Raw genomic sequence first — 16,604 nt, 5'->3', positions numbered from 1 at the left:
CTTTTTTAAACACTTTAGTGCACATACTAATGGACTCATGAGAAATAAAAAAATTTTTTAATAACTCATTTTTATCAACTGAGCATACTTTATCTTTAGTAAATACATTTTCAAAATACGATGATGTATTTATTCCATCCCACAAATTCATGTTATATAAAATTAAATCTGGTTGTTCTTTTTCAATGATTTTTTTCAATATAGTTATTGTATTTATAGCCAAACTATCGTCCGAATCACAATTTATAATATATTTCCCTTGTGCTTTTTTAAAACCATACCTTCTAGATAAAAACAACCCTTGATTTTTGTTGTGAAAGACACGAAATAAATGTGGATGTTCTTTTTTATAATGGTCACAGATAAGTCCACTTCGATCCGTGGAGCCATCATTGATTAATAGAATTTCTACATCATTAGTATTTTCTTCTAGCTGAGGGAGAATACTTCCTATACACGCATTTAAATAATTTTCTACATTATAAACTGGTATTATTATACTGAATAGCATATTAATTATCCTTTCATTATTGTATTTTTAATTAATTGTTTTAATAGATAGTATCTTAGATATAGAAATCCACTTACACCCTTTAAATCCCATTTCTTTACAGTAGTATATAATACAGGGAATTGGTCTTTATAATCTTTTGCTAAGCTAATCAGATCTAAAACATAATTATAATTAAGTGATTTTCCATCTGACATGTGCCATACATTCAATGGAATGACATAGATTTTGTCTCCATGGTTTAATACTTTTAAACAATACTCAACCGCATACAAATGCCAACTTTCTCTCTCAGTAAACATATTTTTATTAAAATAATCTTTTTTGATAATAAACATACATTCGTCCAACGTTTGAACTTCTTCCGGACTATGTATAGGATTTCCTGCCTTTTCTTTCTTGCTTCCATGAACAATGTTAGTTAAGATTTCTCGCTCTCCATTTTTACCTTTTTTTGCTCCTGCAACACCAACAATTCCAAAATCATCTAAATTATTTACATATTCAATAATATTTGATAACGAATGTTTATCTTGAAAACGAATATCCGGATGCATAAATATTAACAAATCACCTTTTGCATTTTTTGCATATTTATTATAAGCATAACTTGCTGAGTTAAATTCTTGATCATAATTATAAATTGGAATTAATTCAATTTTTTTAAAATCTTGATTATTAAGACTATCTAAAAATCCTTTATAAATAGATTCATTATTAATTATCATAATAATCGATATTGTTTCAATCATCATTTAGTTCTCCCTTTTATAACACTTGGTTATTATAATTTATTTAATAGAACTTTTATTCTAAATGTTAAATTTAGACCTTTATCATAAAAGTCAAACTTTTTTTTATCAAAGAAATACTTTTTATTTTTTTTTGCGTTGATTATTTTATTAATAACTTCTAGATATTCAGGTACGATAAACTTTTCATATCCTGCTAACAATTCAGACATTTGAGTTTTTAAATCATAATCAAAAATATAAGTGTTTGCTCTTTTAATTTTAGAAGATAGCGCATTACTTAATCCTACTGTATTATTACCATGTTGACGATAATTCATATGTGGATTTTTATCTACAAAAACCTCACCGCCAAGTGATAAACAAACTTTTAAAATCCACGTATCATGCATCATCATATAGCTTGGTTTATACGCTATTACTTTCAATAGTAAATCTTTATTGAAAACGGCAGTACATCCTGCAATATCTGAAAAAATAAATTTTGTTTTTAAATTTCTTTTTGTATTCAAATAATGTGTATCTAAATAATTAAGGTTTTCATCTACTAATTTTTGTCCACAATAATATAGAGAAGGTTTTAAATTATCTGCTTCTTGTAAGTGTTGCAAGGCAATATATAGTTTGTCACTATCCCATATATCGTCTTGATCAGAAAATGCAAAGTAGTTATAATTATAGTTCTTAGCATGAACCATTAAATCATAAAATCCAAATTGAACGTTTAAGTGTTCACCAGTATACCATTCTAAATTGTTAGTTTTAGACCAATCTTCCAATATTGATATAGTATTATCAGTAGATCCATCATCTCTTACAAGCACCTTAACTAGTACACCAGTTTGATTAAAAATACTTTTTAATTGATCATTTAAATATTTTTCACCATTGTAGGTAGCCATCAAAACTAATACCGATTTTTTCAAAATAGTTCACCTACCATTATACTTAATTTCTCATTAAATTCTTTATTATGACTTAAACTAGAAGTATTTTTCTTAGCTACAGTGTTATTAAATTTAACAATTATATTTTCTAGATTTTTAATATCATATACACCAATAATATTGTTGAATCTTTCTTCAACTAACTTTACAAACTCTACCTGATGATCATTGACGTGTTCATCAAACTGTGCCTGTCTTGGGACAACGATTGGAATTTTCTTTAATTCCAATGCTTTCATAAAACTTGCTGGCCCACCATGTGTAATAATGATATCTGCTTTTTCATACATTTCATTCATCTCATCATAAGATAGCAATTTTTTCCATTGACAATACTGTGGTTCATAAGTTGAAAAACCTGTTTGTATAAAAACATCGTCTTTGATGATTTCATCACGTTTGAGTTCATCTACTTTTTGTATAAGTCTATTAAACTGCTGTTCATGTGTTCCTACGGTTACAAATATCATGATGCTACCTCCTAGAAAATACTTCCAAAGTTCTTAGCCTTTGGATATACTTTAAGCTGTTCTTCCCATTGCACAATAAACTCATCAACTATTGGGTAAACCAAACGACCTGTCAGTGTAGGTTTATCCACTCTATCAAAGACTTCAATATAAATAAGTTTCTTACCCATTAACTTTCCTAAGTAAAAGAATGGAACAGCAACTGCAGCACCAGCTGAAATAATCAAATCTGGTTTTTCTTTTCTAAGCACTTTCCATGCAACAAAAGTATTTTTGATAAGATTCTTAAGATTTCTATTTGTAGGATAATAACAAGGGTACATTTTTTCGTCTTTTAAAATGCTTCTTGCATCTTCTTTATCAAAGGTCACCCAAAAGCGATCATATTTTTCCCATGTAGGTTTCAACATATATAAATGTGTCAAATGACCACCACTAGAACCAACTAAACATATTTTCATGCTATCTCCCTTTCCTAAATGAATATACTTTACGAAATAGATACACTATAATGCACCCTTTCCATAAATTACACTTTTAATCGTCTTATAAATAATAATCATATCTAGACCTAAAGTCCAGTTTCTATAATAATAATCATCTAATTTACATCTGTCAATAAACCCAACATCACTTCTACCATTGGCTTGCCACATTCCTGTAATACCTGGCTTACATCTAACAATAGACTTATAATAAATATCCATATCATCTTTTTCTCTAGGTAAATAGGGTCTAGGCCCAACCAAACTCATATCACCTTTCAAAACATTGATAAATTGTGGGAATTCATCTAATGATGTTCTTCTTAAAAAGTGACCAACTTCAGTAATACGTGGATCATTAACTAATTTCTTATTTGTAAGGTACTCCTCTTTTATAGCTGGATCCTTTGCCATTAATTCTTCAAGCACTTTTTCAGCATTGGGTACCATAGAACGATATTTATAAATATAAATATCGTTCCCATTTTCACCAATTCTTTTTTGTTTAAAGAATATTGGATCTGTATCTCCACTTTTTTTATTTTTATGTGATACATATATTGTCAATGGAATTAATAATAAACATCCACATATTCCTGCCATAATATCAATAATTCTTTTAAAAAACTTACCAATAACCCCTAATCTTCCTCTTGATGTAGAAATCAACAATTCACCATCAAAATCATCAATCTTAGAATTAAAAGTCATTGTAAAATTCAATTGTGGTAAGACTTTTATATATTGAACTCTATCAAACAACTGCCTTGTGATGACATCAACTTCCTCTTTTGATGCATCAGGTAATGCAATAATAACTTGATCTACATGATTATTTAATAATTCATTCAATTCATAATAATCATAAATAGGATATCTCAAATCATCTTTTAATTCCTCATCAATAAAATCATCAATTTTCACAAACCCTAATACTTCAGTCAAAGCAAAACGATTATTATTAGCTATACGTCCAACACGATATGCTTCGCTCCCAGTCCCAATAATTAATGTTTTCCTTGATAACTGTTTTCTAAACACAATGCGTATCATTCTATTCAAAACAATAGCAAATATAGACATAAAAAAACCTACTCCTAATATTTTCCAATAGAAATATGTTTTTGGATATACAAAAACAAAAGCAATTAATACAAAATATATAAAAGCTTTTAAATCACTTCTAATTTCATCCCATACAAGAGTAGATTGAATTTTATAATGTTTACTTACAAACATAATAATTAGCCATAATACGCCAAGTTGAATATATAAAGATAACGGTAAATTGACAAAATAATAAAGTAAATAAAAGAAAGCTATCTCAATACATATTAAACATACTGCAAAAAGATTTTCTTTCATATATTCCCTCTCCCTTTATATGACTAAGATATAATCAGTATATCATTTTTCCCTTTTGTCATCAACATAATATGTCAATATAACCAAAATGTCAACATTTTTATCAAAGATACCATTTCCAATTTTTATCATCAATTGATTATATATCTTATTTATTTATACCCCCCTCCGACACATTTTGTCAATATATAACAAAAAAAGATATATAACTTTTTTGTTATATACCTTATAAAATTTCCTTTAAATATCTTTTCAATGCATTCTGCCATGCAGGTAATCTATTAAAACCATGTTTATCTAATTCTTTTTTAGACATCCTACTGTTTTTTGGTCTTGTTGCTTTAACTGGGAAAGCTGATGAGTCTACAGGATTGACTTTCACATTCATATTAGCCTGTCTAAAGATTTCACAGGCAAATTCATACCATGAACAGATCCCCTCATTTGTTGCATGATATGTTCCATATTCTTGAGTCTGAATCATATCAACACAAAGTTTGGCTAAATCATATGTATAAGTTGGTGATCCAATCTGATCATCAACAACACTGACTTCCCCTTTTTCTTTTCCTAAGCGAAGCATTGTTTTAATAAAGTTGTTTCCATTGACTCCAAACACCCAAGAAATACGAATAATAAAGTGTTTTGGTAACTTTTCAACAGCTAATTCACCTTCATATTTTGTTTGTCCATAAATATTTAATGGTTTTCTTTCATCATATTCATGCCATGGTTTTTCACCTAAGCCATCAAAAACATAATCCGTAGAAAAATACATTAATGGAATATCTAATTGCTGACAGACTCTTGCAATGTTTTCTGTACCATCCTTATTCACTTTTCTACACATTGCTACTTCATCTTCAGCCTTATCAACAGCCGTCCAAGCCGCACAATGAATCACTGCATCATATTCATCAGTAATGACATTTTCAACCTGTTTTGCATCAGTAATATCCATTTCTTCTACATCTACACCAACTGCTTCAATACATCTTTTTTTGCATTCATTAACAATATCATAGCCTAATTGCCCTTTAACTCCTGTTACCAATACCTTCATTATTCTTCCACTCTACCTTTATCAACATACATTTTCTGGAAATAGTTTTTGTACTCACCAGATAAAATGTTTTGCCACCATTCCTTGTTATCAAGATACCATTGAATAGTTTGTTGAATACCTGTATCAAAGTTATATTTTGGTTTCCATCCTAATTCTGTTTCCAATTTTGTTGGATCAATCGCATATCTTAAATCATGACCTTTTCTATCTTCTACATACTTGATTAATGATTCTGGTTTATCTAATGCTTTTAAGATTGTTTTAACAACCTCAAGATTTGTTCTTTCATTATGTCCACCAACATTATAGACTTCTCCAACTCTTCCATTTCTAATGATTAAATCAATGGCGACACAATGATCATAAACATGTAACCAGTCTCTGACATTTTCTCCTGTTCCATAAACAGGTAATGATTCATCAGCTAATGCTCTTGAAATCATTAATGGAATCAGTTTTTCTGGAAAATGATATGGTCCATAGTTATTAGAACATCTACTGATTGTGACTGGTAAACCATATGTTCTATGATATGCTAGTACAAATAAATCAGCAGCTGCTTTAGATGAACTATATGGACTAGATGTATGTAATGGTGTTTCTTCTGTAAAGAACAAGTCTGGTCTATCTAATGGTAAATCACCATAGACTTCATCAGTTGATACCTGATGATATCTTTTGATTCCATATTGATTACATGCATCTAATAATGTTGTTGTACCCATGACATTGGTTCTGACAAAGCTTTCAGGATCTTCAATACTTCTATCAACATGTGATTCTGCTGCAAAGTTCACAACCACATCAAACTTTTCTTTTTCAAATAAATCAAAGATAAACTTTCTATCAGCAATATCACCTTTGACAAATTTATAATTAGGTTTTCCTTCTACTGGTTTACATGTTTCTAGATTTCCAGCATAAGTTAATAAATCTAAATTGACAATCATATCTTCAGGATATTTATTGACCATATAATGAACAAAGTTTCCACCAATAAATCCTGCTCCACCTGTGACTAATATTTTCATTATTTATTCTCTCCTTCATATACAAACTGATTATTTGATTCTTCTAAAGTTGGTCCTGTCTGATCTTTTTCACTTAAGACAGGTTCAATACCATTGAGTAATGCTCCCCAATCTACATTAGCAGTTGGATCATCATAACGCATACCACCTTCAGATTCTTTATTATAAACATTATCCACTTTATATCTGAATTCTACATCATCTGTTAAAGTTAAGAATCCATGTGCAAATCCCTGTGGAATAAAGAACTGTCTATGATTTTCAGCACTTAATTCAACAGATACCCACTCACCATATGTAGGACTACCTTTTCTAATATCCACAGCAACATCGATCACTTTTCCTCTTGTACAAGATACAAGCTTTGATTGTGCATAAGGAGGATTTTGCCAATGTAATCCTCTTAATGTTCCTTTTTGCGCACTAAATGACATATTATCCTGTACAAAATCTACTGTAATTCCTAATTTTTCATATTTTGGTTTAGAATATGTTTCTGTAAAATAACCTCTATGATCACCAAAAACATCTGTTTCAATAATCAAAACTCCTGGTATTTTTGTTTCAATAGCTTTCATTAATCAATATACTTCCCTTCTAATACATCTTTTAAATATTTACCATACTGATTCTTTTTATAAAGCTCACATGCTTTCTCTAATTCATTTTTAGAAATCCAACCATTCAAATAAGCAATTTCTTCTAGACATGCTATCTTTCTATGTGAATGTGTTTCTACAGTTTTCACAAAGTTTGTTGCATCTACTAACGATTCATGTGTCCCTGTATCTAGCCATGTAAATCCTTGACCTAATAAAGTCACTTCTAAATCTCCTTTTTCTAAATAAATCTTATTTAAATCAGTGATTTCCAGTTCACCTCTATCACTAGGTTTAATCTTTTTAGCATACTCTACAACTTTGTTATCATAGAAATATAAACCAGTCACAGCATAATTAGATTTTGGATGTTCAGGCTTTTCTTCAATAGAAATGGCTTTGCCATTGTTATCAAATTCAACGACACCAAATCTTTCTGGATCATCAACATAATAACCAAAAACAGTTGCACCAGTTGTTTTTGCTGCTGCCTGTTTTAAACGTTTTGTCAGTCCATGACCATGGAAGATATTGTCCCCTAAAATCATAGCACAACTATCTCCATCAATGAATTCTTCACCTAATAAGAAAGCTTGAGCCAATCCATCAGGCGATGGTTGTACCTTATATTGTAATTCAATTCCAAATTGATGTCCATCACCTAATAATTCCTGAAATCTTGGTGTATCATCAGGTGTTGAAATAATGAGAATCTCTTTAATCCCTGCATTCATTAAAATGCTTAATGGATAATAAATCATAGGTTTGTCATAAATAGGTAATAATTGTTTACTTGTCACTTGAGTAAGAGGATATAATCTTGTCCCACTTCCTCCTGCCAAAATAATTCCTTTCATATTCATTTTCCTCCATCTTCTACAACCAAAATATAAACCATGACGTAACGTCACGGTCAATACTTATTTTTGACAAATAAACATACCTGCATCTTTTGTAATATAGAATATTGTATGTGATGAAAGTTTACGATCCAAAAAGTTTTTAAATGCCTGATAATCTTTAGAAATATACTCACTTTGATTGCCATGACACGATAAAATATAATTGGCAATATCATCCATATTATCAACTTCCAAATGATCATCATAGCACTTCTTTTCTACCTTAGAAAAATACTTCTCTAAAATATTGAATCCATTATCCAATCCAAAAACATCATATAATTGTCTATTAGATAAAACAATCTTAGGATTATACTCTTTTACTAAATCTGTAATTTCTTTCATATGACAACTCCCATATGTACTACAATATAAATATCCATTTGGTTTTAAAACTCTTTGGATTTCACTTAATGCCTTAGATAAATCCTTTAAATAGAAAAGAACATGGTTGGCAATCACGACATCAAAAGATTCATCTGGATAAGGAATATGAAGACAATCAAAACATTGATATTGCATACAAGAAACTTGACTAAGATTTTCTCTTGCATCATGAACCATTCCTTGTGAAACATCTGATAAAACAATATGCCCTTTGATACATTCCTGATTATCTTTCCATAATTGTCCATTTCCACAACCAATCTCTAAAATCTGACTATTTTCTTCTATTTTATAAAAAGAAAATAACCAGCGAAACCATGACACAGGATTCATTGAATATTTATCATGAAGCCTCATCCTAATATCAATATTCGTTGCATTACGATATTGTTCAACAAGTTCTTTTTCCATTTCATCCATTTGGATATTTTTCATAAACTCGGACCACTCTATTTTTTCATTATGAATTAAAGTATCTTGAGCTTCTTGTAGAAATGATTGCATAGATTGTAATGTTTCTATTTTTTGTTGAATCAATTTCATCTGTAAGTCTAAGGATTGTTTTAAAGACAAGTAACTATCATTAGCTGTCATAGCAAATATATCATCTAAAGAAAATCCTAAATACTTTAATGATAATATTTTTTGGAGTTTTTCAAAGTCTTTATCTGTATATAAACGATAACCATTGGTATCTATGACTGAAGGTTTTAATAATCCTTTTTGATCATAATAGCGTACTGTTCTTATTGATATACTGGCTTTTTTCGCAAACTCACCTGTTTTATAATAGTTCATCTTCTCACATCCTTATTATCATTATAACAGAACTCCTATTTCCTATGTATAAAATTCATTCAAGTTTCATATTTTATCATATGATTCCAATATCATAAAAAATATCCTTCTTTCACGTTTAAACTTGAAAAAGGATATTTTAGTAAACTTATTTAATAAGCATTTTGAATAAGCCCTTTATGTTTTTGATATTTTGTCATAATAGTATACATAATACAGTAAATAATAAGTGCAGCTATAATACCTAATAATGCCCCACTTGTATCGATTAAACAATCTGTAAAACTGGCTCCTCTACCATCTACAAACATTTGATGAAATTCATCTGTCAATGCATAAAGAAAACAAAATAACGCTGATATAAACATTCTTAATGTCATTTTCATATTAAATGTAAATAAAACAATCATAACGTTTATACTTAATATAAAATAGATACTCATATGAGCCAGTTTTCTAAAAAATAATTCTATTAATGCATAGTGTTCAGGTGTAATAGATATTCTTAAATCTTTACCTGTAAAATGATAAACAGCTTTATTAAAGATCTGTACACAAAAATCACTCAATTCATGCGATGAAACACCAGTATCCATTGAAAATCTAAAGATCACAATCATCCATATTAATGTTGTCAGGATTGCTATAATTCTTAATCTCACTTTGACTTTAGGATTCATCAAATCCCTCCTATCTTGATAGCATTATAAATATCTTTATTATAAATATCAAGATATTTATTCTTAAGAATTTCTTAATAAGAAGACTATAAACTCATTAATCAAGTCAACATTTACTATTTACCTAAAATATATAATCATGGTATTTTACTTATACAAATGGTATAATAAGACAAGAAAAGAAAGCAGGTGAAAAGTATGGGTTTATATCTCAATCCAAGAAATGATAGTTTTCAACAAGCAATCAACAATCCTATATATGTAGATAAATCACTACTAATTAACTATACAAATCAATTAATAGGTACCGGTGATAATAAGTTATGTGTATCAAGACCAAGACGTTTTGGAAAGAGTACAGATGCTAATATGCTTGTTGCCTATTATTCTAAGGGTTGTGATTCTCATCATATTTTTGATTCACTCAAAATCAGCCAAACTGCTCATTATTTAGAACATCTTAATCAGCATCATGTCATTCATATTAATATGCAGGATTTTTTAAGCAAGACTCATGATATTAATAAAATGATCTTACTTCTTGCCAAACTGATTTTCAGAGAAATTAAAAAAGTCTTTCCAAATGTAGATTATATTGATTCATCTAATCTTGTTCAAATCATAGAAGATGTTTATGTTGAAGCAGATGCAAGATTTATTTTTATTATAGATGAATGGGATTGTATCTTTAGAGAATATAAACAGGATAAAGAGGCACAGAAGCAATATTTAGATTTCTTAAGAAATCTATTAAAAGATAAACCATATGTAGAACTTGCTTATATGACAGGGATATTGCCTATTAAAAAATATGGCACACACAGTGCTTTGAATATGTTTGAAGAAATCTCTATGATTGATCCGGGATTATTATCTGAATTTATGGGATTTACTGAAACTGAAGTTCAAAATCTTTGTATTCAATATAACATCAGTTATGATGAAATGAAACAATGGTATGATGGCTATCATATGACAGATCATTTATCAACTCTTTCCCCACGTTCTGTTGTTGCATCACTTATAAGAAAACAATTTGGAAACTATTGGACATCCACAGAAACCTATGAAGCCTTGCAGGTTTATATAGATTTAAATAAGGATGGACTCAAAGATAGTGTTATTGAAATGTTGGCTGGTGAAAGTGTACCAGTACAGACATCCTCATTCCAGAATGATATGACAACATTTGATACTAAGGATGATGTCTTAACACTTTTAATACATCTTGGATATTTAGGATATAACAGTTCAGATCATACATGCTATATTCCTAACAAAGAAGTGATAGATTCATTTGTGAACTCAATTAGAAAATCCAATTGGGAAGAAACGACAAAAGCATTGTTGAGTAGTCGTGAATTATTAGAGGCAACATGGAAGCAGGATGAAGAAGCCGTTGCCAGATATATTGAAGAAGCACATCTCAACACATCAATATTAACCTACAACAATGAAAATGCATTAGCCTATACATTATTATTGGCCTATATATCAGCTAGAGATTATTATACAATGATAAGAGAAATGCCTACTGGTAAAGGGTTTGCAGATGTTGTTTTGATTCCATATCGAGATAAACCAGCCATGATTATAGAGTTGAAATGGAATCAGGATGTTGAAACAGCCTTAACTCAAATCAAAGAGAAAAAATATCCAAAAGGATTAGAGAATTATAAAGATAACTTATTGATTGTCGGAATCAGTTATGATAAGAAAACAAAGAAGCATACATGTCATATAGAAAAACACCAATGAGATCATCTCTCATTGATGTTTTTATTTTCCATTGATGACATAATCAATTCTTTCCTTCACTGCCTGTAATTCTCCATCAGCAGGATAGAAATAATATTGATAATAATTTGTTCTGACTTCATCATAATGCCATCGATATTCACCTTCAATAGAATGATTCTCCATTGTCTGTAATTCAGGTAATAAATCTACAACAAGCTGAAAAGCTTTGAAAAAGTCTTCTTTTGGTAGATTCGTTGTAAAATTACTTTCTAAAGAATCAATGACACTCATCGCATGATTATATGTTGGTTCTTGAGCAAACTTTGTAAAAATAGCTTTTATTAATTCCATTTGCTGATATCCACGTGAACGTTCATTTAATGGAAGCATTTTTCTTGCTCTTGCGAACATTAAAGCTTTTTGACCATCCACGTGATTATATCCTTTTTCAAAGTGATACTCTCCTGCATTATATGTATAATGACTATAAACTTCTACACCACCTAATGCATCCACTAAGTCCATCAAACCATTAAAATTAATCTTAGCATAATAATTAATTTGAATATCTAATTTATCTTCTATACTGGCTATAGAGGATTGAATACCACCCCACCAGCCACTATAAGATAGTTTACTACTAGCATCTTTACAAGGAATATAAACAAATAAATCCCTTGGTATAACCTGCATATTCACTTTCTTTGTATGAGGGTTAACAGTCAATAAAATATTCACATCTCCCCTACCTGTTGAATTAATATTATCCCCTGAAGATAAGTCAGCACCTTGAAGATAGATTGTAAATGGTTCTTTAGAGATGTCTACATCTTGTGATGTTACTTTTTCTAATGGATAATCTTTTGATAAAATGACTTGGATATAATCTTCATAATTTTCATCTATGACTGATAAATCACTTTTTCCAATATTTGTCAAAACTAATAGCTCAACTTTATGATTCTTCAACGCCTTATAAGCGAGTTCCATATTTTGATATGGTTTTTCTGTTTTCACTTTTTTATTATTTTCTTTTAAAATTTCTGTAGAATGTTTGTATGATGAATCATCATCTTGACTATAAGCTAAAGTCAAATCATCAAAAGATTGTTCTTTTGTTATATCAGAATCTTTTAAAGCTACAATTGAAACAGTTTCCACTTCATTTGTTTCTGTAATCTTATCAGTAAATGTTGTGACTTTGTTGACTGCAAATACCCCTACTATTAAACATATACACACAACGATTTCTAAAAACAGAGAAACTTTTGGTATTTTATAATGTGCGAAACCTAATAGTGCAACAACAATTGTAAAAATAATGATTGCTATTATAAAAATCATTGTTGGAAGATAAATAAAGATTTGTGAAAAACAATATATTCCTAACATTAAAATCAATATCCATAACACAAGTGTTATTTTCCCTATAATAGATGTTCTAATATATTCCAAATATTTATTCATGATTGACCTCCATCAACTAATGATTTTCCTGAACCTCTTTAATTTGAGCTACACATTGACTCACACTATCTTCATCAGGAATCATATAATATAATCTATTACCTGGCATATAGGCTCCACCTGTTAACATAGCTCCATGTCCTTGTAATTGAATTTGTTGAATATCCCAGCTAGACATATCACTTAATTGCATTTTAATTAAACTTGTAATTTCATCAGAAGTCATATTGGTTTCAAAACAACCGTCAATATGATCTAATATAGATGAATAATTGGTAATAATGGCAGGTGACATCATTTTATTAAGCATAGCTTCCAAGACTTTTTGTTGATTTTGTACACGATGGTTGTCACCACTCTTATAAGAATATCTTTCTCTAGAGAATGATAAAGCTTTTTTTCCATCCATTTGATTAATACCTTCATGAATACCTAATTTAGGAATATCTTGATCAGAATAAACTTCAATACCACCTAATGCATCAACCATTTGAATCAATGATGTAAAATTCACTCTTGCATAATAATTAATATCAATATTTAAAAAGTTTTCTAAAGTCTTGACTGAATTTTCTACACCAGCTAAACCAGCATGTGTTAATTTATCCTTTTTTCCTTTATTAGCCAGAGTTACATAATAATCTCTAGGAATACTTGTCATTAAAATTTTCTTACTTTGAGGATTAACAGTGACAATCATATTGACATCTGATCTTGATACAGTAGATACTGGTCCTGTTGTATCAATGCCACTAATAAAGATATTAAAAGCATTTTGTGTGACACTAACATCTTTAGAAAAGTCTTCTACCTTTTCAGTGATTTCATATGTATATAAGATTCTTGTCTTTTCATGGAAATCTTCATGAATTTCATCAAACAATGCTGATTGTGCTTCATTCATATAAATACCAGCTGTTTTTTGATCATATAAATCATTAGACATCCGAACATAATCTTCTTGACCTTGAATTGAAAGCTTAACTTTTTTATTCAGTGCATCAATTGCATCAGACATGTGTTCATCATTAATATTTGCTTCAATACTTTGATTTTTTAAGTCATCAAGTTCCTGATATGAACTTTCCTCTAATACATATAATGAAATACGATTAGTTTGTGTATGATCACTTGTTAAACCTTGAATAGCATTATTTCCTTTTGAAACAACCATACATCCAACAATCAATACCATACTTATTACCAAACTTATCAAATGACTTATAATTAACCTTACCTTTTGAGCATTTCTCATTAAAAAGAAAATACCTACACCAAGTAGTATTTCAAGCACTATAATCATAATAATATACATCATAGGTAATACATTCAACTGTATTAATAAAACTGCCAATACAATGGATATCAGTGCCTGTATGACAAGCATGACCTTCCATTGAATCAGTTTATTCATTACATTTTTCAACACAACTATTCCCTCCTAATTTAGTCACAAAAAAGTCACATAGACCGTATTTTTGACTTTATGTGACTTTATCATATAATATTTGGTTTTATATTTCAATAAATAGCATATAAATTGGTGCATAAGTTTATATCAAAAATTATTAATCTATACTTTATATTTGCTAAAAGAAATGAAAAAATATATATTATTATATTATTTCTAATTTTATTAAAAAAATATATATAAACTTATTTCAAGATGATATTATACGAATAGTGGAGGAAGTAAAATGAACAAAGAACAATTATTACAAGACTATACAAAACAAATACAATTCATAAAATCTTTAGATTTTTCTCAAAGAAAAAATCGTAAACAATTCTATGTATTATTATCTAATCTTATGTCTATCAACTGGAATCTCACCAAAGAGAAGATATTTCAGCTTTTAAGAGATAGATTAGCACCTTACAACATTTCAACACGTAAGGATTTAGCTGCATATTTCAATGTCAGTGAAATTACAGTTAAGAAATGGTTTCAAAAAAATAACACACAGATTCCTACATCGAGATTATTTGATTTTGCTTTTCTACTCAATATCCCAATTGAAAATACTCTTTTTCACAATATTGATATTTTTGATTTAAATGAAAAACAAAACATAATCAATGATTTTCAAGAAATCATTAGATATACTTCCTTATATGAGAATAACTTAGATATAGAATACGAAGCAACACTTCTATTCTATGGTTATTATCATCATTTACTGAATTATCAACAAAATGTTGATTGTATTCTTTATGCTTTACCTCTAATAGATGAATATGAATTCTATGATATTTTTTCGAGAATTACACTACAGAATGTTAAATATAATGATAGTCAATATATTTCTGATGTTATCTTTTTTCGTTGTTCTTCACAAACTGACAATAAAGCTGTCAATCAATTTTTTAAAATTATTGATAAATACTATAATGGAAATTTACTAACTATCAATGATGATTCCTATATTGAATATTTTACAAAAGTCAATCGATTCAAAACAAAAGAATATTTTCTTTTTACTATGAAATCTAGTTATTTATCAACTCTATTAAAAAAGAGTAAACCAATTGAACCTGATAAACCACATTCATCAAAACCACATACTTCAAAAAAGAAATCATATCCATATCAAAAATCATATGATATTTTATTTAAAATCAATATACCAAAATCAATACACAATATAAAATATATCTTTGATAATGAGTTAATTGCTTTATCAACAGAGCAAGAACATATTTTAAGACATATACTATCTTCAAAGAAAAATCATCAATTTAATAAAAATGATTTATTCAATATTATTCAGATCATAAATATTCCCTCTTCTCAAATAATTGTCTATAATTTCGAGTGTCCTGAATATAAAGATTTACTCGACAATTTTGAATATCATTTTAAAAATAAAACAAATACCCTTAATTATCAAAGATATATCTCTATACATAAATCTCGTTATACTATTAGTGAAATTCTTGGATTCCTACCACTATTAAGTCAACAAGATTTGTTAGAAGTGATACAGTCTTATAATACCAAAGACGCCTTTTTTGCCAATAGTATTCATATTATTGATACAATAGTATCATTAGCAAAAAAATCACATTACTATCAAGCCAAGAAGTTTTATTTTGAAGTCATTCGATATAACCATGAAGATAAAGTCAATCGCTTTAAAAGTGAAGATCCTATGGCTATCGTATCTCAAAGAAATCCTTCTTTAAAATCGGGTAAAGATGCATATTTAAATTTAGCATATAATTTTCAAACTCTAGCAAATTGTCAATTCCCAAAAGAAATTACTGATAGTATCAAAAAATTTTATATGGAAGTCATGATAAAATAATTGCTGTAAGTAACTTACAAGTATACTTATTATTTTCTCATTATGAAGTTATAATGTTAATAAGTCATGACTTAGAAATTAAAAACAGGAAGGATG

16 protein-coding genes are annotated in these 16,604 nt (G+C 28.8%); 2 read left to right on the top strand and 14 right to left on the bottom strand.

Translation table 11 applies throughout. The annotated features are described in order from the left end of the window. The 12 genes from B5E75_RS09575 to B5E75_RS09520 form a co-directional block, all read right to left on the bottom strand. Positions 1-511 (bottom strand): glycosyltransferase family 2 protein (locus B5E75_RS09575; protein ID WP_143746956.1); only part of this gene is annotated, 511 nt, incomplete at its 3' end. A 5-nt stretch (positions 512-516) separates the two neighbouring features. Next, the gene (locus B5E75_RS09570) at positions 517-1,263 is read right to left on the bottom strand and encodes a glycosyltransferase (protein ID WP_162607674.1); all 747 of its coding nucleotides are present in this window, start codon (positions 1,261-1,263) and stop codon (positions 517-519) included. A gap of 32 nt (positions 1,264-1,295) precedes the next feature. Continuing rightward, positions 1,296-2,189, bottom strand: coding sequence for a glycosyltransferase (locus B5E75_RS09565; RefSeq protein WP_206413980.1), 894 nt, complete (start codon positions 2,187-2,189; stop codon positions 1,296-1,298). Beyond that, positions 2,186-2,680, bottom strand: a complete 495-nt coding sequence (pssE, locus tag B5E75_RS09560; RefSeq protein WP_087358715.1) for a PssE/Cps14G family polysaccharide biosynthesis glycosyltransferase — start codon at positions 2,678-2,680, stop codon at positions 2,186-2,188. Before pssE ends, B5E75_RS09565 begins: the two co-directional genes overlap by 4 nt. An 11-nt stretch (positions 2,681-2,691) precedes the next feature. Continuing rightward, on the bottom strand, positions 2,692-3,141 hold the full coding sequence (pssD, locus tag B5E75_RS09555; protein WP_087358713.1) for a PssD/Cps14F family polysaccharide biosynthesis glycosyltransferase: 450 nt from the start codon (positions 3,139-3,141) through the stop codon (positions 2,692-2,694). A gap of 45 nt (positions 3,142-3,186) precedes the next feature. Continuing rightward, positions 3,187-4,530: an exopolysaccharide biosynthesis polyprenyl glycosylphosphotransferase gene (locus tag B5E75_RS09550; RefSeq protein WP_087358711.1), complete on the bottom strand. Its 1,344-nt coding sequence runs from the start codon at positions 4,528-4,530 to the stop codon at positions 3,187-3,189. A gap of 226 nt (positions 4,531-4,756) precedes the next feature. Beyond that, entirely contained in the window at positions 4,757-5,593 is an 837-nt protein-coding gene (gene rfbD, locus B5E75_RS09545) for a dTDP-4-dehydrorhamnose reductase (RefSeq protein WP_087358709.1), read from the bottom strand. After that, the gene (gene rfbB, locus B5E75_RS09540) at positions 5,593-6,627 is read right to left on the bottom strand and encodes a dTDP-glucose 4,6-dehydratase (protein ID WP_087358706.1); all 1,035 of its coding nucleotides are present in this window, start codon (positions 6,625-6,627) and stop codon (positions 5,593-5,595) included. Before rfbB ends, rfbD begins: the two co-directional genes overlap by 1 nt. Further along, positions 6,627-7,205 carry a dTDP-4-dehydrorhamnose 3,5-epimerase gene (gene rfbC, locus B5E75_RS09535; RefSeq protein ID WP_087358704.1) on the bottom strand — a complete coding sequence of 193 codons (579 nt, stop codon included), beginning with the start codon at positions 7,203-7,205 and terminating at the stop codon, positions 6,627-6,629. Before rfbC ends, rfbB begins: the two co-directional genes overlap by 1 nt. After that, positions 7,205-8,083: a glucose-1-phosphate thymidylyltransferase RfbA gene (gene rfbA / locus B5E75_RS09530; RefSeq protein ID WP_087358703.1), complete on the bottom strand. Its 879-nt coding sequence runs from the start codon at positions 8,081-8,083 to the stop codon at positions 7,205-7,207. The genes rfbC and rfbA overlap by 1 nt, the downstream gene beginning before the upstream one ends. 63 nt (positions 8,084-8,146) lie before the next feature. After that, the gene (locus B5E75_RS09525; protein WP_087358702.1) at positions 8,147-9,313 is read right to left on the bottom strand and encodes a methyltransferase domain-containing protein; all 1,167 of its coding nucleotides are present in this window, start codon (positions 9,311-9,313) and stop codon (positions 8,147-8,149) included. A 152-nt stretch (positions 9,314-9,465) separates the two neighbouring features. Then, a complete protein-coding gene (locus B5E75_RS09520; protein WP_087358701.1) occupies positions 9,466-9,993 on the bottom strand; it encodes a VanZ family protein in 528 nt (175 codons plus the stop codon). 198 nt (positions 9,994-10,191) lie between these two features. Between B5E75_RS09520 and B5E75_RS09515 the strand changes: the two genes are divergently transcribed. Next, positions 10,192-11,751 (top strand): AAA family ATPase, encoded by a 1,560-nt coding sequence (locus B5E75_RS09515; RefSeq protein WP_087358699.1) that lies wholly within the window; start codon positions 10,192-10,194, stop codon positions 11,749-11,751. Between the two features lie 21 nt (positions 11,752-11,772). Here the strand turns inward: B5E75_RS09515 and B5E75_RS09510 are convergent, their stop codons facing one another. Together B5E75_RS09510 and B5E75_RS09505 are read right to left on the bottom strand one after the other, a co-directional pair. After that, a complete protein-coding gene (locus B5E75_RS09510) occupies positions 11,773-13,200 on the bottom strand; it encodes an LCP family protein (protein WP_087358697.1) in 1,428 nt (475 codons plus the stop codon). A 16-nt stretch (positions 13,201-13,216) separates the two neighbouring features. Further along, the gene (locus B5E75_RS09505) at positions 13,217-14,629 is read right to left on the bottom strand and encodes an LCP family protein (RefSeq protein WP_241146655.1); all 1,413 of its coding nucleotides are present in this window, start codon (positions 14,627-14,629) and stop codon (positions 13,217-13,219) included. 268 nt (positions 14,630-14,897) lie between these two features. On the opposite strand from B5E75_RS09505, the gene B5E75_RS09500 reads away from it, so the two are divergent. Then, positions 14,898-16,508, top strand: a complete 1,611-nt coding sequence (locus tag B5E75_RS09500; RefSeq protein WP_087358693.1) for a hypothetical protein — start codon at positions 14,898-14,900, stop codon at positions 16,506-16,508. The last annotated feature ends 96 nt before the right edge of the window (positions 16,509-16,604 follow it).

The sequence above is a fragment of the Massiliimicrobium timonense genome (assembly GCF_002160865.1).
Classification (GTDB): domain Bacteria; phylum Bacillota_I; class Bacilli_A; order Erysipelotrichales; family Coprobacillaceae; genus Allocoprobacillus.
Note: the sequence above shows the minus strand (reverse complement) of the source record. Positions and strands in the feature narration are given on the sequence as shown.

Bases quoted from the DNA above. Each gene is read 5' to 3' on its own strand.
- rfbC (WP_087358704.1), bottom strand. From the start codon at position 7,205: ATGAAAGCTATTGAAACAAAAATACCAGGAGTTTTGATTATTGAAACA.
- B5E75_RS09510 (WP_087358697.1), bottom strand. From the start codon at position 13,200: ATGAATAAATATTTGGAATATATTAGAACATCTATTATAGGGAAAATA.
- pssD (WP_087358713.1), bottom strand. From the start codon at position 3,141: ATGAAAATATGTTTAGTTGGTTCTAGTGGTGGTCATTTGACACATTTA.
- rfbA (WP_087358703.1), bottom strand. From the start codon at position 8,083: ATGAAAGGAATTATTTTGGCAGGAGGAAGTGGGACAAGATTATATCCT.
- rfbD (WP_087358709.1), bottom strand. From the start codon at position 5,593: ATGAAGGTATTGGTAACAGGAGTTAAAGGGCAATTAGGCTATGATATT.
- B5E75_RS09520 (WP_087358701.1), bottom strand. From the start codon at position 9,993: ATGAATCCTAAAGTCAAAGTGAGATTAAGAATTATAGCAATCCTGACA.
- pssE (WP_087358715.1), bottom strand. From the start codon at position 2,680: ATGATATTTGTAACCGTAGGAACACATGAACAGCAGTTTAATAGACTT.
- B5E75_RS09515 (WP_087358699.1), top strand. From the start codon at position 10,192: ATGGGTTTATATCTCAATCCAAGAAATGATAGTTTTCAACAAGCAATC.
- rfbB (WP_087358706.1), bottom strand. From the start codon at position 6,627: ATGAAAATATTAGTCACAGGTGGAGCAGGATTTATTGGTGGAAACTTT.
- B5E75_RS09525 (WP_087358702.1), bottom strand. From the start codon at position 9,313: ATGAACTATTATAAAACAGGTGAGTTTGCGAAAAAAGCCAGTATATCA.
- B5E75_RS09500 (WP_087358693.1), top strand. From the start codon at position 14,898: ATGAACAAAGAACAATTATTACAAGACTATACAAAACAAATACAATTC.
- B5E75_RS09570 (WP_162607674.1), bottom strand. From the start codon at position 1,263: ATGATTGAAACAATATCGATTATTATGATAATTAATAATGAATCTATT.
- B5E75_RS09550 (WP_087358711.1), bottom strand. From the start codon at position 4,530: ATGAAAGAAAATCTTTTTGCAGTATGTTTAATATGTATTGAGATAGCT.